This is a genomic window from Ruegeria sp. YTSA064, assembly GCF_059610325.1.
In genome coordinates this window covers 1-26,248 of the sequence record NZ_JBXWNK010000008.1, presented here as the reverse complement: position 1 = coordinate 26,248, position 26,248 = coordinate 1, and the positions used below count along the sequence as shown (strand labels likewise).

Annotated in this window: 28 protein-coding genes, 1 tRNA gene and 1 pseudogene; 14 read left to right on the top strand and 16 right to left on the bottom strand. The window is 55.5% G+C overall.

All coding sequences use genetic code 11. The annotated features are described in order from the left end of the window. The first annotated feature begins 17 nt into the window (after nt 1-17). Both AC2FI7_RS13140 and AC2FI7_RS13135 read left to right on the top strand, forming a co-directional pair. Nucleotides 18-695, top strand: coding sequence for an SOS response-associated peptidase (locus AC2FI7_RS13140; RefSeq protein WP_050806456.1), 678 nt, complete (start codon nt 18-20; stop codon nt 693-695). Nucleotides 696-888: 193 nt separating this feature from the next. Further along, nucleotides 889-1,002: pseudogene (locus AC2FI7_RS13135) on the top strand (hypothetical protein); the annotation flags it as partial. Between the two features lie 2 nt (nt 1,003-1,004). Here the strand turns inward: AC2FI7_RS13135 and AC2FI7_RS13130 are convergent. Further along, nucleotides 1,005-1,628, bottom strand: a complete 624-nt coding sequence (locus AC2FI7_RS13130) for a DnaJ domain-containing protein (protein WP_010441101.1) — start codon at nt 1,626-1,628, stop codon at nt 1,005-1,007. Nucleotides 1,629-1,735: 107 nt separating this feature from the next. Between AC2FI7_RS13130 and AC2FI7_RS13125 the strand changes: the two genes are divergently transcribed. Next, a complete protein-coding gene (locus tag AC2FI7_RS13125; RefSeq protein WP_010441103.1) occupies nt 1,736-1,990 on the top strand; it encodes a BolA family protein in 255 nt (84 codons plus the stop codon). 252 nt (nt 1,991-2,242) lie between these two features. Then, entirely contained in the window at nt 2,243-3,499 is a 1,257-nt protein-coding gene (locus AC2FI7_RS13120) for a molybdopterin molybdotransferase MoeA (protein ID WP_010441106.1), read from the top strand. Here the strand turns inward: AC2FI7_RS13120 and AC2FI7_RS13115 are convergent. The 10 genes from AC2FI7_RS13115 to AC2FI7_RS13070 all read right to left on the bottom strand — a co-directional run bounded on the left by AC2FI7_RS13115 (nt 3,483) and on the right by AC2FI7_RS13070 (nt 12,555). After that, nucleotides 3,483-4,028: a GNAT family N-acetyltransferase gene (locus tag AC2FI7_RS13115; protein ID WP_010441108.1), complete on the bottom strand. Its 546-nt coding sequence runs from the start codon at nt 4,026-4,028 to the stop codon at nt 3,483-3,485. The two genes, AC2FI7_RS13120 and AC2FI7_RS13115, sit on opposite strands and share 17 nt — an antisense overlap. Further along, the gene (locus AC2FI7_RS13110) at nt 4,025-4,579 is read right to left on the bottom strand and encodes a helix-turn-helix domain-containing protein (protein ID WP_480456716.1); all 555 of its coding nucleotides are present in this window, start codon (nt 4,577-4,579) and stop codon (nt 4,025-4,027) included. The genes AC2FI7_RS13115 and AC2FI7_RS13110 overlap by 4 nt, the downstream gene beginning before the upstream one ends. A 115-nt stretch (nt 4,580-4,694) precedes the next feature. Further along, nucleotides 4,695-5,711, bottom strand: a complete 1,017-nt coding sequence (locus AC2FI7_RS13105) for a Fe(3+) ABC transporter substrate-binding protein (protein WP_010441112.1) — start codon at nt 5,709-5,711, stop codon at nt 4,695-4,697. A gap of 375 nt (nt 5,712-6,086) precedes the next feature. Next, complete coding sequence (locus AC2FI7_RS13100; RefSeq protein ID WP_010441114.1) at nt 6,087-7,286, bottom strand: pyridoxal phosphate-dependent aminotransferase; 1,200 nt, start codon at nt 7,284-7,286, stop codon at nt 6,087-6,089. Then, a complete protein-coding gene (locus AC2FI7_RS13095; RefSeq protein ID WP_496833429.1) occupies nt 7,283-7,945 on the bottom strand; it encodes a TetR/AcrR family transcriptional regulator in 663 nt (220 codons plus the stop codon). Before AC2FI7_RS13095 ends, AC2FI7_RS13100 begins: the two co-directional genes overlap by 4 nt. Before the next feature lie 165 nt (nt 7,946-8,110). Further along, nucleotides 8,111-9,370: a TRAP transporter large permease gene (locus AC2FI7_RS13090; protein ID WP_010441118.1), complete on the bottom strand. Its 1,260-nt coding sequence runs from the start codon at nt 9,368-9,370 to the stop codon at nt 8,111-8,113. Continuing rightward, nucleotides 9,367-9,900, bottom strand: a complete 534-nt coding sequence (locus AC2FI7_RS13085) for a TRAP transporter small permease (RefSeq protein WP_010441120.1) — start codon at nt 9,898-9,900, stop codon at nt 9,367-9,369. The genes AC2FI7_RS13090 and AC2FI7_RS13085 overlap by 4 nt, the downstream gene beginning before the upstream one ends. Nucleotides 9,901-9,963: 63 nt before the next feature. After that, nucleotides 9,964-10,938: a TRAP transporter substrate-binding protein gene (locus tag AC2FI7_RS13080; protein ID WP_010441122.1), complete on the bottom strand. Its 975-nt coding sequence runs from the start codon at nt 10,936-10,938 to the stop codon at nt 9,964-9,966. A gap of 25 nt (nt 10,939-10,963) precedes the next feature. Further along, nucleotides 10,964-11,506, bottom strand: a complete 543-nt coding sequence (locus tag AC2FI7_RS13075) for a 3-hydroxyanthranilate 3,4-dioxygenase (RefSeq protein WP_010441124.1) — start codon at nt 11,504-11,506, stop codon at nt 10,964-10,966. 95 nt (nt 11,507-11,601) lie between these two features. Further along, entirely contained in the window at nt 11,602-12,555 is a 954-nt protein-coding gene (locus AC2FI7_RS13070; RefSeq protein WP_029621903.1) for a dihydrodipicolinate synthase family protein, read from the bottom strand. A 146-nt stretch (nt 12,556-12,701) separates the two neighbouring features. Between AC2FI7_RS13070 and AC2FI7_RS13065 the strand changes: the two genes are divergently transcribed. The 3 genes from AC2FI7_RS13065 to AC2FI7_RS13055 all read left to right on the top strand — a co-directional run bounded on the left by AC2FI7_RS13065 (nt 12,702) and on the right by AC2FI7_RS13055 (nt 15,957). After that, nucleotides 12,702-13,475: an aspartate dehydrogenase gene (locus AC2FI7_RS13065; RefSeq protein WP_010441128.1), complete on the top strand. Its 774-nt coding sequence runs from the start codon at nt 12,702-12,704 to the stop codon at nt 13,473-13,475. A gap of 2 nt (nt 13,476-13,477) precedes the next feature. Beyond that, nucleotides 13,478-14,422: a LysR substrate-binding domain-containing protein gene (locus tag AC2FI7_RS13060; protein ID WP_496816170.1), complete on the top strand. Its 945-nt coding sequence runs from the start codon at nt 13,478-13,480 to the stop codon at nt 14,420-14,422. Between the two features lie 104 nt (nt 14,423-14,526). Beyond that, the gene (locus AC2FI7_RS13055) at nt 14,527-15,957 is read left to right on the top strand and encodes an NAD-dependent succinate-semialdehyde dehydrogenase (RefSeq protein ID WP_010441131.1); all 1,431 of its coding nucleotides are present in this window, start codon (nt 14,527-14,529) and stop codon (nt 15,955-15,957) included. 84 nt (nt 15,958-16,041) lie between these two features. On the opposite strand, the gene ykgO is transcribed toward AC2FI7_RS13055, so the two are convergent. Next, nucleotides 16,042-16,167 (bottom strand): type B 50S ribosomal protein L36, encoded by a 126-nt coding sequence (gene ykgO / locus AC2FI7_RS13050; protein WP_005648635.1) that lies wholly within the window; start codon nt 16,165-16,167, stop codon nt 16,042-16,044. Between the two features lie 90 nt (nt 16,168-16,257). Continuing rightward, a tRNA-Val gene (locus tag AC2FI7_RS13045) sits at nt 16,258-16,332 on the bottom strand. 150 nt (nt 16,333-16,482) lie between these two features. On the opposite strand from AC2FI7_RS13045, the gene AC2FI7_RS13040 reads away from it, so the two are divergent. After that, nucleotides 16,483-17,355, top strand: a complete 873-nt coding sequence (locus AC2FI7_RS13040; RefSeq protein ID WP_496816169.1) for an N-formylglutamate amidohydrolase — start codon at nt 16,483-16,485, stop codon at nt 17,353-17,355. 2 nt (nt 17,356-17,357) lie between these two features. On the opposite strand, the gene AC2FI7_RS13035 is transcribed toward AC2FI7_RS13040, so the two are convergent. After that, on the bottom strand, nt 17,358-18,611 hold the full coding sequence (locus tag AC2FI7_RS13035) for a DNA polymerase IV (RefSeq protein WP_496833427.1): 1,254 nt from the start codon (nt 18,609-18,611) through the stop codon (nt 17,358-17,360). An 89-nt stretch (nt 18,612-18,700) separates the two neighbouring features. Here AC2FI7_RS13035 and AC2FI7_RS13030 point away from each other — a divergent pair, with 89 nt between their 5' ends. After that, entirely contained in the window at nt 18,701-19,093 is a 393-nt protein-coding gene (locus tag AC2FI7_RS13030) for an NUDIX hydrolase (RefSeq protein ID WP_496816168.1), read from the top strand. A 280-nt stretch (nt 19,094-19,373) separates the two neighbouring features. Here the strand turns inward: AC2FI7_RS13030 and pyrF are convergent, their stop codons facing one another. Continuing rightward, on the bottom strand, nt 19,374-20,078 hold the full coding sequence (gene pyrF, locus AC2FI7_RS13025) for an orotidine-5'-phosphate decarboxylase (RefSeq protein ID WP_010441153.1): 705 nt from the start codon (nt 20,076-20,078) through the stop codon (nt 19,374-19,376). 141 nt (nt 20,079-20,219) lie between these two features. On the opposite strand from pyrF, the gene AC2FI7_RS13020 reads away from it, so the two are divergent. Then, nucleotides 20,220-20,540 carry a hypothetical protein gene (locus tag AC2FI7_RS13020; protein WP_010441155.1) on the top strand — a complete coding sequence of 107 codons (321 nt, stop codon included), beginning with the start codon at nt 20,220-20,222 and terminating at the stop codon, nt 20,538-20,540. Between the two features lie 127 nt (nt 20,541-20,667). Continuing rightward, nucleotides 20,668-23,286: an ATP-dependent chaperone ClpB gene (clpB, locus tag AC2FI7_RS13015; RefSeq protein WP_010441156.1), complete on the top strand. Its 2,619-nt coding sequence runs from the start codon at nt 20,668-20,670 to the stop codon at nt 23,284-23,286. A 75-nt stretch (nt 23,287-23,361) separates the two neighbouring features. Here clpB and AC2FI7_RS13010 read toward each other — a convergent pair whose 3' ends face one another. Continuing rightward, nucleotides 23,362-23,739 (bottom strand): VOC family protein, encoded by a 378-nt coding sequence (locus tag AC2FI7_RS13010; RefSeq protein WP_010441157.1) that lies wholly within the window; start codon nt 23,737-23,739, stop codon nt 23,362-23,364. A gap of 40 nt (nt 23,740-23,779) precedes the next feature. On the opposite strand from AC2FI7_RS13010, the gene AC2FI7_RS13005 reads away from it, so the two are divergent. From AC2FI7_RS13005 to msrQ, 3 genes are all read left to right on the top strand, one after another. Then, on the top strand, nt 23,780-24,307 hold the full coding sequence (locus AC2FI7_RS13005) for a winged helix-turn-helix transcriptional regulator (protein WP_010441159.1): 528 nt from the start codon (nt 23,780-23,782) through the stop codon (nt 24,305-24,307). 143 nt (nt 24,308-24,450) lie between these two features. Next, the gene (gene msrP, locus AC2FI7_RS13000; RefSeq protein ID WP_010441161.1) at nt 24,451-25,350 is read left to right on the top strand and encodes a protein-methionine-sulfoxide reductase catalytic subunit MsrP; all 900 of its coding nucleotides are present in this window, start codon (nt 24,451-24,453) and stop codon (nt 25,348-25,350) included. A 4-nt stretch (nt 25,351-25,354) separates the two neighbouring features. After that, on the top strand, nt 25,355-25,969 hold the full coding sequence (msrQ, locus tag AC2FI7_RS12995; RefSeq protein ID WP_029621906.1) for a protein-methionine-sulfoxide reductase heme-binding subunit MsrQ: 615 nt from the start codon (nt 25,355-25,357) through the stop codon (nt 25,967-25,969). The last annotated feature ends 279 nt before the right edge of the window (nt 25,970-26,248 follow it).

Below are 26,248 nucleotides of genomic sequence, written 5' to 3'. Positions count from 1 at the left end.
CCCAATACCATCGTGGCATGTGTGGTAAGTTTGCAGCCGGTCACCTGACGCAGCGCGAGATGTTGGCGATACTCGAGAATTTTCTCTACGGAAAAGTTTCGGCTCATTTGCCCGACCAGTTGCCAACAGGCGGTTATAATGTTTCCCCGACCAATCAGATCGGCATGATCCGGTGGGCGAATGGCACCGCAGAACTGACAACCGCACGCTGGCAGTTGAAGGACCCGCGTAGCGCGAAGCCCGTCATAAACTCGAAGATTGAAAATGTAGGTTTCTGGCAAGATTACTGGGACAACGGCCGCTGCTTGATCCCGGCGTTGGGGTACTATGAGTGGCCAAAAGACCGGGGCCATGATTGCCCGGTCTTTATTACGGTCAAGCGCAACGCACCTACCATGTTCTTCGCCGGTTTTGTTCGAACACAAGACGGAAGTCACAATTGTTCGATTCTAACCCGTCAGCCAAGCCCGCAGATTGCCCATATTCACAGTCGTATGCCGGTCATCCTGACGCCTGATGAGATTGAAAGCTGGTTGTCAGGGGTAACGACACCTCAGGACGCTCAGAAATCGCTTGGAGCAGGTTACGAGGGCCGCTTCGAGTTTCACGCTGTAAGACCGATTAAGCGCGATAGCGAAGGCGAAGAAATGATCGAGCCATATTCCCCGCCGGTTCAGACGGCGTTTGATTTTTGATTGAACCAAAGCGTAAGTGGCCGTCCGGTGAACCTGGCCGGTTATTATGGAGCGGAATGTACTGTGTGGTGCCACGGCATAGAGCCTTGCGATCCGACGAGTGCCTCGCTCGTGCCATCCATGATAAGCAAGCAAACGCGGCGCTGAATGCCCAGCCGAGCACAATCTCGGGCACCTCTACGCCGCCAAACCCGATTTGGCGACGTTCTACAAGTGGATTGATCCTACAAACAGCATGTATCGGGGAATCGGAAAATGTCGCGAAACAAGCATTATTCGTGTACCAAGCCGAACCGCTCCCGCATAACCTTACTTGAAGCTGCGGCTGTCCTTGATCTGGTCCCAAGCCCAGACGACCTCTTGCAACTGTTCTTCCTGCGACCGGTCACCACCGTTCATGTCGGGGTGTAGCACCTTGATCAGTTTCTTATAAGCCTTCCGGATTTCAGCCTTGGACCAGCTGTCCTGAGCTTCGAGAATCTCGATCGCGCGACGTTCGGTGGGGGGTAGGCGGCGGCCGCCAGAGTTGGCACGGCCGGGGTTCTTGGTGGCGTTTTCGCCCAGAACCTGATGCGGGTCCTCGATGCCCAGGCGTGCCCATGCTCGTGCTTCGGGGTCACCCATAGGTTTGGTCTCACGCTCCCACACTTTGTCCTTCGAGCGCTGTGCGTTCAACTCGGCCTCGGTGGTGCCGTCGAAGAAATTCCATTTCTGGTTATATTCGCGCACGTGTTGCTGGCAGAACCAGAAAAAATCATCCAGAACATCAGGTGCCTTGGGCGCGCGGAACTTGCCGGCCTCTTCGCAACCCTCGTGATCGCAGATTCGCACCGAAGTTTCGGACGCACCCGACATGCCTCGGCGCCCGCGCGGCTTCTTTTTCTTAGCGCTGGACACGGACATATCGAACCCGAAGGGATCTGACTTTACCATCTGCACAACCTCACGAAGGCATCTTTTCGACTCGGAGGCAGCAGTTTAATCTAAGCAGCCGAAAGTAGAAGAGGGGAACGGCAATTTATTTGCCGTTGAGCAAAAAAATGAGCGTGACCGACGAAATCCGTAACCGATTGCAGGCAGCATTTGATCCGACTGAGCTTGATGTAGTCGATGATAGCGAAAGCCATCGCGGTCATGCAGGTTATCAAGAGGGTGGAGAGAGCCATTTCAACGTTCGCATCCGGTCTGAAGCCTTCACTGGCCAATCTCGTGTCGCCCGCCATCGCGCGGTTCATAAAGCGTTGGGGGACATCGTGCCGCGTATTCATGCGCTGGCGTTGGATATTGATGTATAGCGGTCAAAACCTCGGGCGTAGTTAAATTTGCGCGTGTCCGAATTTGATTGACCCGCCAGAATCGCCAACTGCAGAGCTAGAGTGATTGGGTTGGCTTGGCACACAGCCCACTTTCAGAGGCAAAATAGCTGATCTCGAATTTATTGCAGATTTAACCTCGATCAAAGAACTGCAATTCACCGCTCTTTAAATTCGCCACGTCGATCTCTGGCCTGCCAGATCGATCGGAGTAATGGATTAAGAGGGCTCAAAATGGCTGATGGGTGTGATTGTGACCGTAACGCTCTCATATATCAAACCGTGGATGCGGCCTTAACCCTTGGCCTGTCGATCGCGCACCCGGTTGGTAACACTGCATCCTTACCGCTGCAGCAAGCGATCGGGCGTGTACTGGCCGAGGAGTGTTATAGTAAGGTCGACATGCCAGCCTTCGACAATTCGGCCATGGATGGATACGCCATTCGGACTGGTGATCTGGACGAAGGGCCTGAGTTTGAATTGCCGATAGGCGGGCGAATGGCCGCCGGTGATAGCGGAGTGCACAACGCACCTGTGGGCAGCGCCTTGCGAATTTTTACCGGCGCTCCGGTTCCAACGGAGTTTGATGCCGTTCTTATGCAAGAGGACTGCAGCGTAATCGCTGACCGCATCCGATTTTCTCGTCGGCCCAAGCCCGGTCAACACATACGCCGCACGGGCGAGGATTTACAGGTCGGGACCCAGATTCTGTCCCGCGGATGTGAGATTACGGCGCGCGAAGCTGCCGTACTGGCGTCTTCTGGTCACGGGCGCGTCAAGGTATATCGCAAACTGAGGGTGACAATTTTTTCGACTGGCAGTGAGTTGCGCGAGCCGGATGAAGTGCTGGGCCCCGGCCAGATTTACAACTCCAATCGGTATATGCTGTTGGCTTTGTTGAACAAGCCGTGGATTGATTTAACGGATTGCGGCCAGATCGAAGATGACCCCAAACTTCTGAAGCGCGTGTTGGAGGAGGCTTGTGAAACGTCTGATCTAATCGTCACCACAGGTGGCGTTTCGGTGGGGGATGAAGATCATATGCCTCGCCTGTTCAAGGAAATTGGCGGTGAGACTGATGTGATGAAGGTGGCAATGAAGCCGGGCAAGCCAATCATGTTCGGGCGCCGTGGGGATGCGCTATATGTTGGGCTACCGGGCAATCCAGTATCTGCTTATGTCACATGGCAGATCATCGGGTCGCACATAATGGCGCGGAAGGCGGGATTGAGCCACACTCAGCCGGTAAGCGAGCAAGCTGTTCTGGCAGAGCCATTGCAACGCCAAGCAGGTAGGCAGGAATATCGGCCGGTGCGGATTGAAGGCACATCACCAGAGGGGACTCCGCAGTTGCGATGTCTGGCGGCATCCTACAGCGGGCGGGTGGCATTGCTGGCGCAGTCCGACGGGTTGGCGGTAATCCCGGCAGAGATCGCGAACTTGCCTGAAGGGCACCGGGTTGAGTTTTTGAGATTTAACCGACTGTTTTGACGACCGGTAATAAGCTCAGGTCCTTAAACATATAGGTTGTGGGTTCCAGTCGATTTTCGAACGGGTTGCGGCAATAGTTCGGAATTTCGCCAGAGATTTGAAAACCCAGCGACTGGTACAATACCCGTGAAGGATCGGAGCTACGGGTATCCAGAACCAGTAAGGATTTTTCCAGTTCAACCGCCCGTGCTTCCAAAGCGGTCATCAGGGCGCGTCCCAGCCCACGGCGGCGCGCATCGGGGTGGACCAGCAGTTTGGCAACATCTGCACGATGGGGCTGGTTTGGCATTGTGGCTTGAATCAATTGCACTGTACCTTGAATGCGTCCATCACCATAGGCAACGAACAGATCGAGCGTGCCTTGGCGCAGGCCGGGGCGCACCCGATCCCGCCAATAAGTAAGGGCGGCTTCGTGTGAAAATGGCAGGATGAAACCTATGCTGGAACCGGTATGCACGCACCGATGAAGGATATCCGACAAATCCTCCAGTGCGGCATCGAAAAAGGCCTCGGGCAAGCGCGAGATCATATTAGCACCAGCAGATAACGCGCGCCTCGTTTCGCCCCGGTTTCAAACCGCGTGGGTCCGGACAAGTGATAGCGCAGACAGTCGCCGCCGCTGAGTGCGTGGCGCACTCCGTCTACTGTCAGCGCCAATTCGCCGTCCAGAACAATCAGATGATGTTCCTGCCCCGGTTTGGGTGGTGTCTCGTAGTTTATGACGGTTTCGCGGGGCAGATGGCCCTCCATCACTTCACCGCTGAGTCCCGTCGCCGGAGGTGAGACCGACCGGCGCGTAAAACCGCTTTCGGCGTCGTGCCATTCGGGTTGCTTTTCAAAAGGCACCTTAGGGTCGAAACTGTCCTCGACCATCATCAACAAGCGCGACATCGGCAAGCTGTAAGCCGCACATAAACGTCCAAGGGTTTCGGCGGTTGGGCTAACATCACCATTTTCCATCCGCGAAAGGGTGGCTCGACTGATACCGCTTTGGTCAGCCAGTTGTTCAAGCGACCAGCCACGGCCCTGACGCAACTCGCTCAGACGTTTTGCAAGGCGGTTTGAGAGGTTGTCTAGCATAGATCAAATATGGGAATCATTTTCATAATTGAGAATTATGCCAAAAATAATGTAGTGCGCAACAAAAAAGGACGCGGAATATCCGCGCCCTTAACTGCTCGGGTTGCCAGATAACTTACTTCCAGCCAACCTCATTAAAGATTTTTTGGGCCTCGGGGATGTTCTTGGCGACTTCCGAAAGGTTCACCTCATCCGCTTTGAAATCACCCAACGCTGCAACGTTGTCGGCCAGTGCTACACCTTCGACCGCGGGAAACTCATCGTTTCCGTTTGAGAAATATACCTGGGCCTGATCGCTCGCGAGATATTCGAGGAACTTGATGGCGTTCTCTTTGTTCGGCGCGTTCGCCGCGACACCGGCGCCCGACAGATTCATATGAGCGCCCTCGGCGTCTTGAGCCGGGAACTGCACGCCGATCATATCGATATCTGCGCTCAGGCCTTTTACGTCTTTGCGCATGGCACGAGCAAAGTAGTAGGAGTTTGAAACAGCGATCTCACACTCGCCGGAAACGATACCGCGCAGCTGGTCGGTGTCACCGCCCTGTGGCTCGCGGGCCATATTGGCGACAACGCCTTCGGCCCATTTCTTGGCTTCTTCCGCACTGTGGTTGGTGATGATCGACGCCAAAAGTGTCTGGTTATATGTGTTGCTTGACGACCGTATACAGATCAGTCCTTCATACTCTGGCTTGGCCAGATCCAGATAGGTGGCCGGGGGATTGGCAACGTCGGCCTTGTCGTAAAAGATGATCCGTGCGCGCTGCGAGAATCCGTACCACTGATTGTCCTGATCCTGCAGATTGGCCGGGATGCGTTCTTCCAGCACTGCACTTTCGATGGGCTGCAGAATACCAGCATTCTTGGCGCGGGCCAGACGTGACGTGTCGACTGTTAGAAGGATATCGGCAGGTGAATTCGCACCTTCAGCTTCCATCCGCGCGATCAACTCATCTGCTTTGCCTTCAATGCGGTTGATGGTGATGCCGGTGGCGTCTTCGAAGTCAGAATACAGGCGCTCATCAGTGTCATAGTGGCGCGAAGAATAAAGGTTCAGCTCACCTTCGGCTGCAGCCGAGGTGGAGATCAGAGCCGTCAAGACGACGGCGATACATGTGGAGGATTTCAGCATGATGTGTCCCAACATTACAATTCGGTGCGGGCGCTTACCCGACTGAAACAGTCAATTAGACGATTTGGCAGGAGATGCAAGTAATTCCGACAAAATTACTTGGTCAAATTGTCGCCGCGCTTGAAGGCTTAAACGATAAGGCATCGGATACTGCAGTTGAGTTGCCGGTGCAGTCATTATTCGGAGTGAACCGCGTAAGCTCTGCGCGTCCCGTTTTATGTTAAATGTATGGGTGATCACGTGCCCTCTGGCCGCAAACGAGACCAATTCAAGTGACATAGCCCTATGTGTTGGGGCTAAATCAAACTTGTAGAACCAACTAAGATCAACCGCTTTAGAGCGATGCTATCATGAACATTTTTTCTAATGCGGCGTCTAAGCATGCCTTGCTCTGATGCGTTCGCAGGTTAACAAATTGGCGTGGTCCACAATACGGCTGACCGCTGTGGAAAATTTGGCATCACTGATCGTCAGCGCGACACGTACCCAATCGTTCAAGCCGTCGCCAAAGGCTGATCCGGGCATGACGGCCACGCCAGCTTGTAGCAGATCCCAGGCGTAGGCCTCTCCGTTTAAACCGGTGGCTGAGACGTTGATAAGTGCAAACATCCCTGCCTCTGGCCGGTGTACTGTCAGCTTCGTTTCGGCGCGCAGTCGCTCGGCCAACAGGGTGGCGCGCGACGCAAATCGTTCAGCCATTTCAGGGGCCACTTCAGATCCGCTTCGGATCGCCAGTTCTGTCATGTCTGCAATAAAAGGCTGGTTCCCGAACAGCATGGTTTCGGAAAAAGGCAGCAAAGCCTCACAAAATGAGACGGGTCCGACACACCAACCGCTGCGGAACCCCGGGGCCGCATGTGATTTCGAGATCGAAGAAACCGCGATAACGCGATCAGCCAGATTCGACATAGCTAATGGCGAAACAAATCTAGCGCCTTCATAGACGAGTTCTTCATAGACTTCGTCTGAGATAATCCACAAATCATGTTTGATAGCCAATTGTCCAATCTCGGCAATGTCTGCCTCGGTCAGAATTGCACCTGTGGGGTTGTGTGGTGTGGTTAGTAAAATCGCGCGACTGCGCGATGTTATCCGCGGCGCGATGTCCTGCGCCTGCATGCGAAATCCGCATTCAGGTCGAAGCGGAACGGGCACCACGTCAGCGAGAGACGCGCGAATAACCCCTTCGTAAGTCGCATACATCGGGTCCCCGACAAGAACCTCGTCTCCGGTCTGAGCCACCCCGGCCATTACTGCAAACAATGCGGTTTGGGTTCCGGGGAAGCACAAAACATTCTCAGGTTCAAAAACTCGCCCTCGGTTGGCTGTGTAGCGTTCGGCAATCGCTGTAAGTAAACCAGGTTCACCGTGGCCATTGGAATACCCAGTGCGCGCAGCCCTTAGCGAAGATACGGTGGCTTCAATCAGTGTATCTGGAACAGGGACGTCTGGTTCGCCAATTGTCATCTCGACGATATCCGCACCAGTTTTGATAAGCTCTCGTGCTTTCAGGTGTACACCCCATTTCGCCCCTCCCAGGTTGGCGAGCCGTTTAGTTACGTCAGTGGTTCTCAAGGCTGCCTCATATCTTTGGTTAACGGAATTCTGATGATCGCACTGATCGCTGTCAGCCCAATCTGCGCTAGTTGCCCATCAGAGAAAGCGTCCGGGATGGCGCCACCTTCAAGCCAAAGCCCATCAAGTACCGCGTTGCAGGCGATCGCTAGTTGAGTTGCCTCGGATGCTTTGACCGTGTGTCCGGATTCGTTCAATGCCGCGACGATCAGTTTCTCAAGTTTGTCGCGAAAATAGGTATAGGTCTGTTGGTGGATACACTGCATTTTGGGGTCATGGAGCACCCGGTTCAGAAAACCGGCCCATAACGCTATGGCAGCTGGATCAACTACCGGAGGCTGTAGCGACGCAGTCACAAAATTGGTTAGCTGAGACACCGCGGTTCCATCACCTGCCGCGGCTGTTGTTTGATCGGTCAGAGCGTTCATGTGATGTTCATAAGCGGCCTGAATCAGCTCTTCTTTCGATAAGAAATAATGCCGGATCAATCCCTGCGTAACGTTTGCGCGAGCGGTAATTTCGCGGACAGTTGCGCCGTGTAAACCTATCTCCGCAATCAGGTCCAACGTCGCCTGAATCAGGGCTTCACGTCGAGATTCGGCGGATTGACGCGTGAATTTCCGACCTTGGGTTATCATTTCCAATCCATGAAATGCCATTGTTATGCAGTTGTATAATTATTAATACTATTGATTATCGCAAGGTGATTTTAACCAAGGATTGGATCAAGAATGGGCGGCTATTCTTGTAAAAATCGTTCTGCGGTACACGGGGTTGGAAACGATGATGAACCACCCAACAAAGACCTAACCGGGTAGAACGGGCTATATCAAAGCCGTCGACAGTATTGGAGCGTAGCTTAGTAGGATCAGAACGGTGGCAACTGCGATTAGAAAGGGCCAAAGAGATTTGAGAATAGCCCCCGGGCTCGTGCCGCTCATTGTGGAAGCGATGTAGAGACCGATTCCGACAGGTGGCGTCAGCAGGCCCAGAACCAGATTCAGGCAAACGACAACACCGAATTGATATGGGCTGATATCATAGGATCCGGTTGCGATGGGCAAAAGAATGGGTGTGATCAGAATGATCGCTGCGATGCCGTCTATGACCATTCCAACCAAAAGCAGGGCGAGATTGACGATCAGCAGAAACAGAAACGGATCGGATGTAATTGAGGTGATTAAACCGGCCAGATGTTGGGGGATTTCTTCGTAGATAATAACCCAGCCGAAAACGCTGGCAGCGGCGATCATGAACAGGATCATTGACGCGTTTGAGGCGGTTCTTTTGAACATCTCGCCCAGGTTTTGAGGTTTAAGATCGCCGTAGATCAACCATCCGACCAGAAACGCGATCAGTGAGGCGATGGCGGCGGATTCGGTTGGCGTGGCGATGCCGAACAGGATGCCTCCGATGATCGAAACAGGGATCAGTAGGGCGGGCAGGGCAGCGATCAGAGCGCGCATCGCGTCGCCACGTGACATCCAGACGCCCTTGGGAAACTGCTGCGACCACCCAATCAAAGTGATCACCAGCGCAAAGGCCCCGGCCAGCAGTAGACCCGGAATGATTCCTGCGATGAACATGTCGCCGATCGGGATCTGAGCCAGAACCCCGAAGATGACAAACATCATCGAGGGCGGAATGACGGGCGCCAGCAGGCCTCCCGCCGCTGTGGTCGCGGCGGCAAAGCCTTTATCATAACCTTCTTCTTCCATCGCGGGGACCATGGCGCGCGACATTACGGCAATCTGCGCGGTGGCAGAGCCAATGATGGCGGCCATGAACATGTTGGCTAACAGGTTGATATAGGCAAGCCCACCTCGGAACCCGCCCACAAAGACACGCGCCAAAGCAACCAGGCGACGCGTCATGCCGCCTTCGTTCATCAGCTCTCCGGTTAACATGAACAGGGGGATCGCCAGCAGGCCATAATTCTCCAGCCCGCCAAACATCTTCTGGGCAAAACTGTCATAGAGAACAGTATTACCGCTCTCCCAGATGTACCAGATCGCCGTAATAGCAAGAACGATGGCGACGGGAACCGACAAAAGCAGTGCGGCCAGAAAGACAATCGGGCTCATGATTGCGCGCCCTTAGTTTGCCAAGCCAGCAGGTGCATCGTGGAATGCAATGTGGCCCCCAGAGCGAACAGCCACATGACCAGCCAGAACAGATATTTCGGCAGCCCGAGAGTCAGGGTTGGCTCGGCATAGATGAAATTGAAAGTGTTGCCCTGAAAGGTCGCTGTATCGAATCCAGCGCGCGCGATATCCAAAGGTAGGAACCAGCGCCAGCAGAAGTACAGCATCGCGGCTGCGAAAACGAATACAACCAGATCCACCACCTTGCCGATGATTGCCCTGATATGAGGTGGTACCAGATCAACAACGAGCGTAATCGAGACCGAGTTGCGGTGATGCAATGCTGCTGATGCGCCTAGAAACGTCATCCAGACCATCGCATAGATCGCCAACTCATCCACCCAGAAAAGCGCGTTTCCAGCTGTGCGTGTCACCACGTTCAGCAAGATCAAAAGGGTCACGCAGACCGCCAAACCTGCGGCACACCACAACTCTACTCGCGCCCAGGCGGCTGACAGCCGGTACAACATCGCTGATCCCCTATGAAAAAGGGCGCAGGATCGACCTACGCCCTTTCCTTGATGTATTCACCTTTATTTGGTTTCTGCCGCAGTCGCCCGCAATGCGTCAAGGGATGAGGTTTTTTCCGACCAGATACCGTTCCATTCCTCGATGGCATCGCCGAAGAACGAGGCATCCACTTTCTTGTAGGCCTTGCCGGTTCCCTCGATCTGATCGAGCCACTTGGCCTCATTGGCGACATAGGCATCGATGGTGCTGTCCACATGCTTGGCCATCAGATCGCCAATCATTGCGCGATCTTCATCGGATAGACCGGCCCAGACCTTGGCCGAAACCAGACCGACCATTGGGAACATCATGTGGTCCGACTGCACGATCGTATCGGCGTGATCATAGTATTTCAGAACCCAGATCAACTCAGCATCCATGTCGATGGCATCGACCTGACCATTGGCCAGTGCGTCGTAGACCGCCGGCAGGGGCATCGGAGTTGGAGCAGCCCCAACTGCGTTGTAGAAATCAAGGATCGGTGTGAAGGGCGTGATCCGAAGTTTCAGGCCTGACAAGTCGTCGGCTGATGACACTTCTCCCCGGCTGACGATCTGGCGCAGGCCAGCCATACCGTAGCCAACGCCCACGACGCCAACCTGACCGGGCAGGGGCTCCAGCATTGTTTTGGCGGTATCGGAACGCAGGATACGCCCAGCATGGCCAATATCATCCGCCAGATAGGGGGCGTAAAACGCACCCAATTCTGGTGCGCGGTTCGATACCTCGGCCACCGTCATGAACGCCATGTCCAGCGCACCGGTCTGAAGTTGCTGCAACATCTCGGCCTCGTTCCCTAACTGGCGGGCCGGGAAAACCGAAACGGAATGAGCGCCACCGCTGGCTTCATTCAACTCGGCCCCAAAGGACTCTGCTGCTTTGGTCCAGATATGCGGGGGTGGAGTAATCAGGCCCAGACGGAATTCATCTGCATGGGCGGCCAGCGATGTCATAGCAAGCGCGACTGCTGATGCGGCGATCTTAGCAAAATGTCTCATGTGTTTCCCTGTTTTATTGTTGGTGTCAGAGGGTGACCCAGCCTTCTGGCGGCTCTTTGCCCGGATGCACGGTCCGGCACTGGGGGCATGTTCGGTCCTCTTCCGATGCATAGAATTTTTCGTAGACTGGCGGCAAGTCTTTGACGATGGACTGCAGTTGCATCTCGGCTCGATGAACGAGCGACCCGCACTCAAAACAGTACCACTCGATAGCGTCCAGATCACCTGTCTGCCGTTTGGGTTCTATAACCAACCCGATCGAGCCTTCCTGAGGGCGCTGCGGAGAATGACGTACATGGGGCGGCAGCAGGAAAATCTCGCCCTCGCGGATTGGGACGTCGTAGAACTCATTACCATCAAACAGTTTCAATACCATGTCACCTTCGAGTTGGTAGAAAAACTCTTCGACCGGGTCGTCATGGTAGTCGGTCCGCTTGTTCGGTCCACCAACCACAGTGACCATCAGGTCGGCATCTTCCCAGATCTGTTGATTGCCGACAGGCGGTTTCAGCAGGTGACGGTGTTCGTCGATCCATTTCTGAAAGTTGAATGCTCTTAACTTCGACATATCACACTCCCTGTTAGTAGAAGATTGGCCTGTTTTTCCATAACCGCAAAGAAATTATCTGCATTTAGATATCTGATTTGCTTATATCTATCGGGCTAAACCTTAAGTCCGCTTTCTTCGAACCCATTGCGAATGATCTCTTTTTCAGCCTCTGTCAGTTCTAACATCGGGGGCCGTACACGCCCGCCAGTTTGTCCCAATAGTTCCTGCCAGTATTTGCCAAAGGCGGTGGGTTTGTCCGCAGGCCGGGTACGCTTCATTGCGTCCCGCACTGGGTTCAGGCTGTCGAACACTTTGCGTGCTTCATCTGCTTTGCCCGCAAAGGCCAGCCGCGTGTATTCATTCATCCGCTGGTCGTTATTGCTCTGCAACAGGTAGGGTGGTGACGAGCACAGGTACAGTTTCCAGTTCAGTTCGAGGATGTTATCCAGCCACTCATGTTCGGCTGAGGTAGAGACTTGAATCTTGTCGCCGACCATATGGGTCAGCTTCACGTACATCTCGCGCGGGACCGAGTATTTGATCGCAACGATATTGGGCAGATCGGCAATCCGCGCGCATTCCTCGGGTTGCATGAGATATCCGCTGTCCGGATGGCTCCACATCGCGATTCCAATATCAAGCTCGTCGCAGAACCGCTTATAATATTGGTACAGAACCTCTCCGCGTTCCTGAACAAAACTCAGAACGGGCGCATGCAGAACGACGTAGTCGGCACCGCAATTCTGCGCATGGCGTGCTAGGTCCAGCGCTGTGTCCATGTTCTGATCCGAAACTGAAACGATCACACCGGCCTTGCCCGCACATTCATCGACGGCAACCTCAAAGTTTCGTTTGCGCTCTTCAAGGCTCATCGAAAAGAACTCGCCTTGTTTGCCCGCTACAAACAGGCCCTGAATGCCCAGATCATCAATCCAGTGCCGGATATTCGACCTCAACCCCGCCTCATCCAGCGTAAGGTCGTCATTGAACGGATTCAGGGCTGCTGCCCAAATTCCTGTCATGTGTTCGCGTGCATAGGCTTTTGCATTGTGCTTGGAGTATTTCATTTCAGACGGGCCTTCCGGTTGACCGCACCATGAAAGCCCGATCATTCCACCTGATCCAACGCGAAAGCCGGGAATTGGATATCGGAAAATAGAATATCCATGGATTATCAATTTAGAAAACTTTAGCGCTGGAGTAGGCTTGCCACATGAGGATCGGATTGATTGGTAAAGGCGCGATTGCGCAATATGTTTCGAACGCGGTTCAGGCCCGGGGACATTCGGTTTGCGCGGTGCTGGTGAGATCGGGCAGCGTTTCGCAAAATCCGGAACTGTTTGTAGATTCGGTTTCGAATCTCACGGCGAATACGGAACTGGTGATTGATTGCGCGGGCCATCGGGCACTGGAGGAGTACGGGCCCCAGATTCTGGCTTGCGGCCTCGATCTGGTTACCGTTTCCATTGGCGCACTGGCGGATCAGAGGGTGGCAGATGCGTTGGCATCGGCCGCACGGGAAGGTGGGGCAAAGCTGCATCTGGCCAGCGGTGCGATCGGAGCGCTCGATTGCCTTAGTGCCGCCGCGACGGGCAAGCTGGAAAAAGTCACCTATGTCGGGCGGAAACCGCCACTGGGCTGGATGGGTTCACCGGCAGCGGACAAACTGCACCTGGAGGCTCTGACAATCGCGGAAACGCATTTCAAAGGCACCGCCCGAGAGGCTGCACTGAGATTTCCTAAGAACGCGAATGTTGCGGCGGCGGTCGCGCTGGCAGGGCTGGGTTTCGACCAAACGCAGGTCCGTCTGATCGCTGACCCTTCGATTACGCGCAACATCCACGAGATCGAAGCCGAAGGCGATTTCGGGCAGTTCCATTTTCAGATCAGCGGAAATTCCCTGCCTGACAATCCGCGCAGCTCAGCACTGGCCGCGATGAGCGTCGTCTCGAAACTCGAACAGATTTCAAGTCCAGTCGTGCTCTGATCATGGTGGGGCGTCATTCACGCATTGTCGACCGCGCCCTGACTCGGCTGAAATTGCGCCAGTTGCGTTTGCTTGTTGCCGTAGGCGCACACGGCAATATCCAGAATGCTGCGTGCGAGCTGGGCATTTCGCAACCCGCCGCGACCAAGATGATTCAGGATCTGGAACTAGACTTTGAGGTCAAACTATTCAGCCGAACCAATCGCGGCGTTATCCCAACTGTGTTCGGAGAGACCCTGATCCGTCATGGCAAGCTGATCTTTGCACAAGTCTCAAACGCAGCGCAGGAACTTGATGACCTGAATGAGGGGAATTCGGGGCGTGTGGTTGTGGGTACTCTGCTCGCCGCCTCGACCAGCCTGCTGCCAACGGCAATTGAAATATTGTTGGCCGATCGCCCGAACGTGGCAATCAAGATCAATGAAGGCACGAATGAAGTTCTGATGCCCCGATTGCTGTCAGGTGAAATCGATATGGTGGTAGGACGCCTGCCCTCGCACCGACACCGTGACAAGATCAGGCAGGAGAAACTGTTCGAGGATCACATACTTGCAATTGTTGGCAATCAGCACCCCCTTGCCAGGCGTAAGAACATCTCGTTTGCCCAGACCAAGCCTTTTGGCTGGATTGTGCCCCCATTGGAAACCACACTCAGACGACAGCTCGACCATTTCTTCGTTGGTCAGCAACAACATGTGCCGCCGGTGATGATAGAATCCGTGTCCTACCTAACCAACCGGGCTTTGCTGCAATCGCGCGATTTGATTGGGCTTATGCCGGCAGAAGTTGTCTCGCAGGACGTTGCCCACGGTTATTTGACGCCGTTGGATTGGGACGTACCCTTTGGTCAGGGGCCCATCGGAGTTTCATTTCGTGCCGATGCCGATCTGTCCCCGGCAGGCCGGGCTTTCAAAGCCGCGCTACACCAAGCAGTGCAAAAGAAATAGGATCAGGTATTCGCCAATTTGATATCAGTATTCATCCAATTCACTTGAAGTAATGTCAGCCATTGCATGAGTTGAAAGGGTCCTAATTCGGAGGCATCAATTACATGTATCCTGAGCTTAAGCTGTTCATCGCAGGAAAATGGCGCACGACCAGCCAGGATCTGCCTGTCGTGAACCCGGCGACCGAAGAAGAAATCGCACGTCTTCCCTGTGCGTCCAAAAGCGATCTGGATGATGCGCTTGATGCGGCTGTCAAAGGTCTCAAAATCTGGAGCCGCACCGCACCACGCGAACGTGCTGACACGATCCTGCGTGCTGCTGCACTGATGCGGGAACGTCAGGAGGAAATCGCTCAATCCATCACTTTGGAACATGGCAAACCGCTAAAACAGGCCCGACTTGAGGTGATCCGAGGGGTCGAGTTCTTTGAGTGGGACGCGGGCGAAGCAATGCGCACCTATGGACGGATCATACCCGCTGCGCCGGGTCACAAATTCGCGGTACATCACCAGCCCATCGGTGTGGTCGCCGCGTTTTCACCTTGGAACTTTCCTATGAGCCAACCGGCACGGAAAATCGCTGGTGCACTCGCCTCAGGTTGTTCGATCATCTTGAAAGCGGCCGAAGAAACACCGGCGGGTGCAATCCATATCGCAAAGGCCTTTGACGACGCTGGATTACCTCCGGGTGTGTTGAATCTTGTGTTCGGCAACCCAGCAGAAATCTCTGGCCACTTGATCCCGCAGGAACCGATCCGGCTTGTGGCTTTTACCGGTTCGACAGCAGTGGGCCGCCATCTGACCACGCTTGCGTCCGAACATATGACGCAGGTGCTGATGGAACTGGGGGGCCATGCGCCCGTAATTGTCTGCGAAGATACCGATGTTCGGGCGGCAGGTGTATCAAGCGCGGTTCGAAAGATGCGCAACGCCGGGCAGGTCTGTACATCACCGACTCGGTTCTTTGCCCATGAAAGCATCTTCGATGCGTATTCAGACGCGTTCGTCGAACGCGCCGCTGCAACTGTTGTCGGCAACGGGATGGGCCAAAATGTTGAGATGGGGCCACTGGCCAATGATCGCCGGGTACCTGCATTGACAGAACTGGTGGAAGACGCCCGCGCAAAGGGCGCGACGGTTGCGACGGGCGGAGCCAAACATGGTGACAAAGGCTACTTCTTTCAGCCCACGGTCCTACTGAATGTGCCCGACAAAGCGCGTATCATGCAGGAAGAACCTTTTGGTCCGGTCGCGGTAATCAATCCGGTCACTTCATTGGATCATGCGATTGAGCAGGCAAATTCGGTGCCTTATGGATTGGCAGGCTATGCCTTCACCAATCGTGCAGATTATATCGACCGTTTGATCGATGAGGTCGAGGTGGGCAATCTGTCGATCAACACGCTCGAAGCCTCGATGCCCGAAACGCCTTTTGGTGGTGTGAAATCTAGCGGCTATGGCCGTGAGGGCGGAACCGAAGGGTTGGAGAACTACATGACGGTCAAACATGTCTGGCACTCGGCCAAACTCTCTTAACCCAGGCGTCGCACAAATCATTTCAACCCTAAACAAAAAAACCGCGCTCAAAGGCGCGGTTTCTTATTCGGATATGTGCAGCTCTTAGCCCTGACGAGCTTTGAACTTGCGCTGCGTCTTGTTGATCACGTAGACGCGGCCTTTGCGACGCACAACCCGGCAATCACGGTGCCGGTTCTTGAGCGAGCGGAGCGAGTTCTTGACCTTCATGGTCTGTCTCCAATCTGCGGCGCCTTCATCAAGGACGTGGCCAGCGCCTGGGTTAATCGGGTGCCCCGGAAATCCGAAGCAGTGAATTCATGGTGGGCGGTACAAGGATCGAACTTGTGACCCCTTCGATGTCAACGAAGTGCTCTACCGCTGAGCTAACCGCCCATGAAACCGTCGCTTGGCCTACCCCATAACGAAATGGGGCGCGGAACCCCGCGCCGGTAGCGGGGTCTATAAAAGGAGTCGTTAGGGGGATCAAGGGGTTTGGCAGAACTATTTTCCGGTCTATGTTCAATGCGAACGAACGGAGAGCCCATGCCCAACGCCGCGACCAATGCAGCCTATGTTCTGGATATGCCCGCAGAGCGTACCTCATGCGTGGTATTTGCCTCTCCGCATAGTGGTCGGGCATATCCCGCGTCGTTGCTTAAACGGTCTGTACTGAACCGTAAAATGATTCGGTCTTCCGAGGATGCCTATGTCGATCAGCTATTCGACTCGGCCCCGGAATCCGGAGCGCCATTCCTCGCCGCGGCCATGCCACGCGCCTATCTGGACCTGAATCGCAGTGCTGATGAATTGGATCCGGCGCTGATTCAGGGCGCGCGCCGTCACGGGCACAATCCGCGTGTGGCTTCGGGGCTGGGAGTGGTCCCCCGCGTGGTTGCCAATGGGCGCGCGATTTACAGTGGTAAGCTGACGATGGACGAAGCGCGCCTGCGGATCGACACTTACTGGCGGCCCTATCACCAAAAACTGAAATCCCTTCTGTCCGAATCGCATGAGATGTTTGGGCAAGCGATCCTGATCGATTGCCACTCGATGCCACATGAGGCGGTCGCAATGGCCGGCGGCTCTGGCAGTGCGCGCCCCGAGATCGTTCTAGGTGATCGGTTTGGTGCTGCTGCTTCGGGGGTGATCGTCGATCAGATTGAATCTGCATTCACAGATGCGGGTCTGAATGTAGCTCGTAATGCGCCCTTCGCAGGGGCCTATGTCGCTCAGACCTATGGACGCCCAACCCGGCAGCAACACGCGATCCAGATCGAGATCGACCGCTCTCTTTATATGGACGAAGATACAATTCAGCCAAACGGCAACTTTCAGTCGTTCCGTGAGGTGCTGCGGCAGGTCACCGGCAAGATTGCCTCCATAGGGTCCGAGCCGTTGTCGCTGGCTGCCGAATAACCTTAGCGCAGCGCGCGTCCCTTAACGATCGCATCATTACCAAATCGGCGGCGAATATCGTCTGTGGCCCGCTCAGCCTGGGATCTGCGTGTGGCACCGGGATCCAGCAAATCACCCGAAATATCAGCCTGATCCTCGGTGCACAAATCGGATAGGCCACATCCAAGCAGGCGATACGGGCCCTGATCCCCAACCTGATCGAACAATCCGCGCGCCGTGCGATATATCCTATCCGCGATCTGTGTCGCGTCGCGCAACGACACGCGCCGGGTAATGACTTTGTGATCGGTTTGTTTCAGTTTCAGCGTCACAATCCGACCCGCCAATCCCTTGGCTTTGGCACGATCGGCCACTTTTTCGGACATGCGCCACAGGTGTCCGTCTAATATTTCGATGCTGGCGGTGTCTTCAAAAAACGTGGTCTCGTTGCTTATCGACTTCATCGGTTCATGCGCAGAGACGCGCCGCTTATCCTGCCCTCGGGCCAGATGCCATAAGCGATAGCCCATCGATCCGAACCGGGCGGTCAGTGCCTCCTGGTCCCAGCGCAGAAGATCGGCAAATGTTCGAATTCCTACACGATCCAGCGATTCTTGCGCAGCCGGGCCGATTCCCCAGATCAGCCTCACTGGTTTATCGTGCAAAAACTCAGCTGTTTCAGCCTTGCCGATCACCGAAAACCCGCGCGGTTTGTCCAGATCTGAAGCGACCTTGGCCAAAAACTTGTTGTGGCTAAGACCGATTGAGCCGGTCAAGCTAAGTTCATCCTTCATTCGTCTGACCAGCCGTGCCAGCATTACAGCTGGTGGCGCACCATGCAGTCGTTCAGTGCCCGACAAGTCCATAAACGCCTCATCCAGTGACAGCGGTTCCACAACAGGCGTCAATTCGTCCATCATCTCCCGGATTTGGCGTGAAACGCTGGCATAAACCGACATGCGCGGTTTGATCACGACCGCGTCGGGGCACAGCTGAAGTGCCTTGAACATCGGCATCGCTGATCGCACGCCGCGTATACGCGCGACATAACACGCGGTCGATACCACCCCGCGCTTCCCACCCCCGATAATCACCGGCTTGTCTGCCAGTTCGGGATTATCGCGCTTTTCGACAGATGCGTAGAAGGCATCGCAATCCATATGAGCGATGGTTAGATCGAACAACTCGGGGTGCGATTTCAATCGTGGGCTGCCACAGTATGTGCAGCGCTTGCTCTGCTCTATTTGATTTAAACAATCGCGACAGATAGCAGGCATCACAGGTTCTTTCGGTCCAGTTTCGACTTGGCGAAGTCTCTGGGTCGGTTAGAATCTATCTCGATTGGGCCGGAATAAAAAGGGGATTGATGGATTTCACCGGGGCCAAAACTGCGCTGTTCCTCGGGGACGAATTGCTTGTGATTTTGCGAGACCAAAAAGATGATATCCCCTTTCCCGGGCATTTCGATTTCCCCGGCGGAGGGCGAGAGGAGGGCGAATCCCCCATAGAATGTGCGTTGCGAGAGACGGTCGAAGAAGTTGGGCTGAACTTGTCGGAAACTGATATTGTATGGTCCCGTCAATACGATCAAAACTGGTTCTTTGTTGCCCGACGCCCGGCCCAAGATGTGCATCTTGTCCAATTGGGTGACGAAGGGCAGGGATGGTGCCTGATGCACCCTCAAGATTATTTGGCCGACCCACTTGCGATACCCAATTTCGTTGTCCGTCTAAAGGATTACCTTACCGAACTTGGGTAGTGGAAAAGGGTTGGTTGTTCTCAGAAGAAAGCCCCCCGCTGGTGCGGGGGGAGGAAACGGACCTCAGGAAGAGATGGCCCGTTGGGGAGTGTCTCAAGTCCAGAATCGCGCAAATTCGCCCATTTCGATACCTTCAAGCCAATCGTGCAATAAACTCGTATTTTTCATGTGTGTTTTCGGGCACAGGGGCGATTTGGCGCGGCTGCAGTGAAAATTGACGTTAGGTCAACTGGTTGCAGGTCGAACTTGTCCTCTATTCTGCATTAATCCGGTTGCTCAGTCAGTGCCGCGGCAAAGAAATTAGTTCGTTCAGAACGGCTTCTGCGGCGGCCCGTGGATTCTCAGCCTTATAGATCGGACGACCCACAACTATGTGGTCCGCGCCGTCTCCAATTGCGCTGGCAGGGGTTGCGACTCGTTTCTGGTCGCCATGAGCAGCGCCAGCCGGGCGCACTCCAGGCGTGACAATCAGACGGCCGTCGGATTGGGGTAGGGCCCGGATCAGAGCAGCCTCCTGAGGGCTAGCGATGACGCCATCGGCCCCCGCTTCAAATGCCTTGGCTGCACGTTCAACCACGAGGTCCTGAACGTCGCCCGCTTTCAGAAGGCTCGCATCCAAATCGTCCCTGTTCAGGGATGTCAGGACGGTAACCGCCAAAATCTTCAGGTCTTTGCCCGCTGCACCTTCCTTTGCGGCGCGCACCACATGCGGGTCGCCATGAACAGTGAGGAAGTCCAAGTCAAACTGCGCCAACCCACGCACCGCATTTTCAACAGTATTGCCGATATCGAACAGCTTCATGTCCAAAAATATGCGCTTGCCGTGATCCTGTTTAAGTTCGTTGGCCAATGCCAGCCCGCCGCCGGTCAGCATCCCCAGCCCGATCTTGTAAAACGAAACAGCATCCCCCAGCCGCTCAGCCATGGCCAGACCCTGCAGGGCGTTTGGGACATCGAGGGCTACGATTAGGCGGTCATCGGACATAGGGGGCTCCTTTTTGGCAAACGTGTGCGTCCTAACGAGTTCGGAGCGATCTGTCTATGCGCGAAGCCTGAGGTGAAGCGGTTCACGTACTAAATTGCTCAATGTGCTAATGTGCAAACGTTCAGAACAGGGATAAAAAAGATGAAAAAAGTAATTCTACTTGGCGTGGCACTGATGTTGGCCGCATGCGAAGACGCGCCTCAGAGTGATCCGCCCGAAACTGGTGCTGCACCGGCTCCAACCAATGACAATCTTCTGCTGGTGCGTGGGTATCGATCGGAAGACGACTGGTGTCAATTGACAGGGGAGACAGCCTATACCGGCAACTTCCTCGATCATACAGCTGATCTGGTTTCATGCCCCACAGGCAGCAGTGCCGAGCAATCTTTGGTTGAAATGTATGATGCTGAATTGATGGGCCAAACCGGCGGTTATTCCGTCTATTCCATTCCGCGCGGGTGACGCCGATTTATCTGCTCTAGCCCCTTGAACGGGAAAAGACATTTCCCAAATTGAATGTGAGGCCCAGAACGACGCGTGCCGCCAAGCGGGCGCATCAAAACGGGGCGCTTAGGAGAAGGAGAAAGCTATGGACTTGAACAAGTTCACCGAGCGGGCACGGGGATTCGTGCAAGCGGCGCAGACCATTGCGCTGCGTGAGGGGCACCAAAGGCTGGAACCCACACATATTCTGAAAGCATTGATGGATGACGATCAGGGGTTGGCGAGCAACCTGATCACACGCGCTGGCGGCGCACCGAACCGTGTGGTTGAGGCGTTGGACGCTGCAATGGGCAAGATCCCAAAGGTCAGCGGCGACGCGAGCCAGATTTATATGGATGGCCAGACTGCCAAGGTTTTGGACGAGGCAGAGAAGATCGCCACCAAGGCGGGCGACAGCTTTGTGCCGGTCGAACGCGTTTTGATGGCGCTGTGTATGGTGAAATCCAAAGCCAAAGAGGCGTTGGAGGCCGGTGCCGTATCCGCCCAGAAACTGAACGAAGCGATCAACGACATCCGCAAGGGGCGCACCGCTGACACCGCATCGGCGGAAGAGGGCTATGACGCGCTTAAGAAATACGCGCGCGACCTGACCGAAGCCGCAGCCGAAGGCAAGATCGACCCGATCATTGGGCGGGACGAGGAAATCCGCCGTTCGATGCAGGTTCTGTCGCGCCGCACCAAGAACAACCCGGTTCTGATCGGGGAGCCCGGCGTCGGTAAGACTGCGATTGCCGAGGGTATGGCCCTGCGCATCGTCAACGGCGACGTGCCGGAATCGCTGAAGGACAAGAAGCTGCTCGCGCTCGACATGGGTGCGCTGATCGCTGGTGCGAAATACCGCGGTGAGTTCGAAGAACGACTCAAGGCCGTTCTGACCGAGGTCACCGAGGCCGCCGGTGAGATCATCCTGTTCATCGACGAGATGCACACGCTGGTCGGGGCTGGGAAGTCCGACGGCGCGATGGACGCTGCCAACCTGATCAAACCCGCGCTTGCCCGGGGTGAGTTGCACTGTATTGGTGCGACGACGCTGGATGAGTACCGCAAATACGTCGAAAAAGACGCGGCCCTTGCGCGCCGGTTCCAGCCCGTTGTGGTGGCTGAACCGACCGTCGAGGACACGATCAGTATCCTGCGTGGCATCAAGGAAAAGTACGAGCTGCACCATGGTGTGCGTATTTCCGACTCGGCACTCGTGTCGGCGGCGACGCTCTCGCATCGCTATATCACCGACCGCTTCCTGCCCGATAAAGCCATCGACCTTGTCGATGAGGCGGCGTCTCGGTTGCGGATGGAGGTGGACTCCAAGCCGGAAGAACTCGATCAACTCGACCGTCAGATCCTGCAGATGCAGATCGAGGAAGAGGCGCTGAAGCTTGAAGATGACGCGGCCTCCAAGGATCGTCTGGAAACCTTGCAAAAGGACCTCGCCGACCTGCAGGAGCAATCCGCCGAGATGACTGCTCAATGGCAGGCCGAGCGTGACAAGCTCGCGGGTGCCCGTGATCTGAAAGAACAGCTCGACAAAGCGCGGGCCGATCTGGAGATCGCCAAACGGGAAGGCAATCTCGCCAAGGCGGGCGAGTTGTCTTATGGCGTCATCCCTGAGCTTGAGAAAAAGCTGACCGAGGCCGAGAACGCCGAGAGCAACGCCATGATGGCCGAGGAAACGGTGCGCCCAGAGCAGATCGCTTCGGTGGTGGAGCGCTGGACGGGTATCCCGACCTCGAAAATGCTGGAAGGTGAGCGCGAGAAGCTGCTGCGGATGGAAGACGATCTGCATTCCCGCGTGATCGGTCAAGATGCGGCAGTGACCGCCGTGGCCAACGCCGTGCGCCGTGCGCGTGCCGGTTTGAACGATGAAGGCCGCCCGCTGGGCTCGTTCCTGTTCCTCGGGCCAACCGGCGTGGGTAAGACCGAATTGACCAAGGCTGTGGCGAACTTCCTGTTCGACGACGATAACGCGATGGTGCGCATCGACATGTCCGAGTTCATGGAGAAACACGCGGTCGCCCGTCTGATCGGAGCCCCTCCGGGCTATGTCGGTTATGATGAAGGCGGTGTGTTGACCGAAGCCGTACGGCGCAGGCCCTATCAGGTCGTGCTGTTCGATGAGGTCGAAAAGGCACACCCGGATGTGTTCAACGTGCTGTTGCAGGTTCTGGACGATGGCGTACTGACCGACGGTCAGGGTCGCACCGTGGACTTCAAGCAGACGCTGATCATCCTGACGTCGAACCTCGGGTCTCAGGCGCTCAGCCAGTTGCCCGAAGGTGCGGACAGCGCCCAGGCACGGCGCGATGTGATGGATGCGGTCCGGGCGCATTTCCGGCCCGAGTTCCTGAACCGCCTGGACGAAACGATCATCTTCGACCGTCTCAAACGGGCCGATATGGATGGCATCGTCGATATCCAGATGGCACGTCTGCAGAAACGTTTGGCCGCCCGAAAGATCGAGCTGGTTCTGGACGATGGGGCTAAGGAATGGCTGGCAAACGAAGGCTATGATCCGGTTTTCGGTGCCCGCCCGCTCAAGCGCGTGATCCAACGTGCCTTGCAGAACCCGCTGGCCGAGGCTTTGCTGGCCGGTGAGATCAAGGATGGTGAGACTGTACCTGTAACAGCAGGCACGGATGGATTGATCATCGGCGATCGGTTGGGAACGTCTGAACGCCCACGTCCTGACGATGCCGTGGTTCACTAAGCCTTAAGAACTGAAAAGACCCGTCAATCTGACGGGTCTTTTTTTGGTAGTGGCGCGAAAAAGGGTTGAGAGCGTTCAGGCCTGTCCGGCCAAGTCCTGCGCCAGCATCATTGCATTGCCGTCCGGGTCGTAAAATGTGGCAGTGCTGACCATCCCCTCAATCGTCTCGGTTTCGCCGTCAAACCGAACTCCAGCCCCTTCCAAAGCATCGCGTGCGCTTGCGATATCAGCAACACCAAAGACCGGAACGGTGTTTCCGGGCGCTGGTTCTGCCTGCTCACCCAAACCAAGGGTCACGCCTTCGGTTTTGGTGAGCATCTCGCTCCAACCCGCCTCATCAATATGATGAACCAATTCAAACCCGAGCTTCTCATTGTACCATTGTGCGCTGGCGTGGCGGTCTTTGACCGAAATGGCAAGAGTGATGGTGTTTTCTAAGGAAACGAGGGGCATGGAACTTTCCTTTTGTCCTAAAATAAAGTAACTATACTTTATGGACATAAAGCTACTTGTCAAGCTTACCTCTCGGGCCTGGTCGCTGAACATTCTTGCGCAGTTGCACAGTGGGGTTCCGGGCAGGCAGGCCCCATTACTCGCTGCGACCGGGGCAAGCCGGACGGCATTTGCAGCAAGTCTGGAGCATCTGGTCAGCCTTGGCCTGCTTGAACGGAACCCGGGCCACGGCCACCCTTTGCGACCTGAATTCCGTTTGACCAAAGCCGGAGTACAGGCGGCGGCGGTAGCGGCAGAAATCATGGCTTTGGTGCCGGATGATACCGAATTGACGCTACTGCGCCGCAGCTGGACGGTTCCTATTCTGGCGCTGACCCGCCAACCTCGGCGCTTTTCCGGGCTTAGGTCCGACCTTCAGGTGATCACGGATCGTGCATTGTCATCCTCGCTCAAGCAATTGGAGGCGCAGGACTGGGTTCGACGCGATATCGAAACTTCGGCCCGGCTGCCTTTTCCGACCTATCAGGCGGTCAATCTGGGCTGCGAAATAAACCGTGTTGTCGGCTAGAACATCGGGTGACTGATATCTCTGCGCCAAAGCACGCCGAGTTTTCGTTACAATCTGTTCGCTCAATCGTGACGCCTGTTTCCTTGGCTCTGTGCTATCAGACCTTACCTCAGTTCCGAGGTTAATGAATGACGGAGAACCAAATGGCGCATCGCTGGACCAACAAACTGACGCATGCAGACGTCACCCCAAGGGCGGCGTTCCTGAACCGGCGGCAGGTCATGGCCGGTTTGGCGGGTGTCGGGCTGGCGGGCTTTGCACGACCCGCAGCGGCCGAGGCGCTTGAGCCGAATACCTGGGAAGAGATCACCTCGTACAACAACTATTACGAATTCGGGACCCGCAAGGATGACCCGGCGAAATATGCGCACACGCTGGTGACCGAACCCTGGAGTGTCACCATCGACGGCTTGGTCGACCGCCCCGGAGAGTATGATTTCAAGGACATCATGTCTGAAATGACGGTTGAAGAGCGAATCTATCGCTTCCGCTGTGTCGAGGCATGGTCGATGGTCATCCCCTGGAACGGGTTCGAGCTGGCAGATTTGCTTGGCATGGCCGGTGTTCAGGACGGCGCGAAATATGTGGCCTTTGAAACAGCCTATCGACCCGATGAGATGCCGGGTGTCGCATATCCGGTGCTCGACTGGCCGTATCGCGAAGGGCTGCGTTTGGATGAGGCGATGCACCCGCTGACCATTATGGCGACCGGGATTTATGGCAGGGACATCCCGAACCAGAACGGTGCGCCTCTACGCCTGGTAGTGCCGTGGAAATACGGTTTCAAATCGATCAAATCGATTGTGCGGATCACCCTGACGGATACGCAGCCTCCGACCAGTTGGAACCTGGCGGGTCCGCGTGAATATGGATTCTACAGCAATGTGAACCCCAATGTGGATCACCCCCGCTGGTCGCAGGCCTCGGAACGCCAGATCGGCGGAGGTCTGTTCGCCAAGCGAATCCCGACGCTGATGTTCAACGGGTATGAAGACGAAGTTGCCGGCCTTTACGAAGGCATGGATCTGGCGAAGAACTATTAAGATGATGCAGCGGCTCAACGACCTCTTGCGACGGATCCCCATTTGGTCCGTCTATCTGCTGGGCGCGCTGCCAGCGCCCTGGTTGTTCTATCAGGGCATGACCGGTGGCCTCGGGGTCGAGCCGATCGAGGCGCTCGAGCATGAATTTGGCGAACTGGCGCTACAACTTCTGATTTTGGGTCTCGCGATTTCGCCCTTGCGCCGCTTCGTTGGGCTAAATCTGATGAAGTTCCGCCGTGTGATAGGCGTACTGACATTTTCCTATGTCGCGTTACATCTGTTGATCTGGCTGGTTCTGGATGTCCAGATTCCCAGCCAAATCTGGGCGGATATTATCAAGCGGCCCTATATCACGGTCGGCATGGCTGCCTTTGTATTGTTGCTGCCGCTTGCAATCACATCCAACAACTGGTCGGTTCGCCGTTTGGGGTCTCGGTGGCGCAAATTACATCGTCTGATCTATCCAGCAGCAATTCTGGGGGCGCTTCATTATGTGATGCTGGCGAAGGGGTTTCAGATCGAGCCATTGGTCTATCTGGCGATCATCCTCGGCCTACTGGCCATGCGTCTGCCGGTCACAACACTCCTGATCCGGTTTAGGCAGGCCGATTCAGTCTGACTCGCGGGCGAGTCTGTGGGTAACCGTGTGAATAACATATCTGAGGTGCTGTTTTGCGATGGTCGGCGTTAGCGACTTCCGGGTGCTGCGGCTGAGTCGCTCTCATAACCGTTTGTTTTTGTGCATTAAAATTTGATATTTGTGTTTTTTACGACTTTCTTGAATTTTCCACTTGCGCGTTGAATGTGTAAGGCATAGAACGCCCTTCACCGGCGCTGCTGAGGCGGTTGCTGGGACGCTGGGAACGGCGGAGACGAGCCGGAGAGACGGTTGAGACGC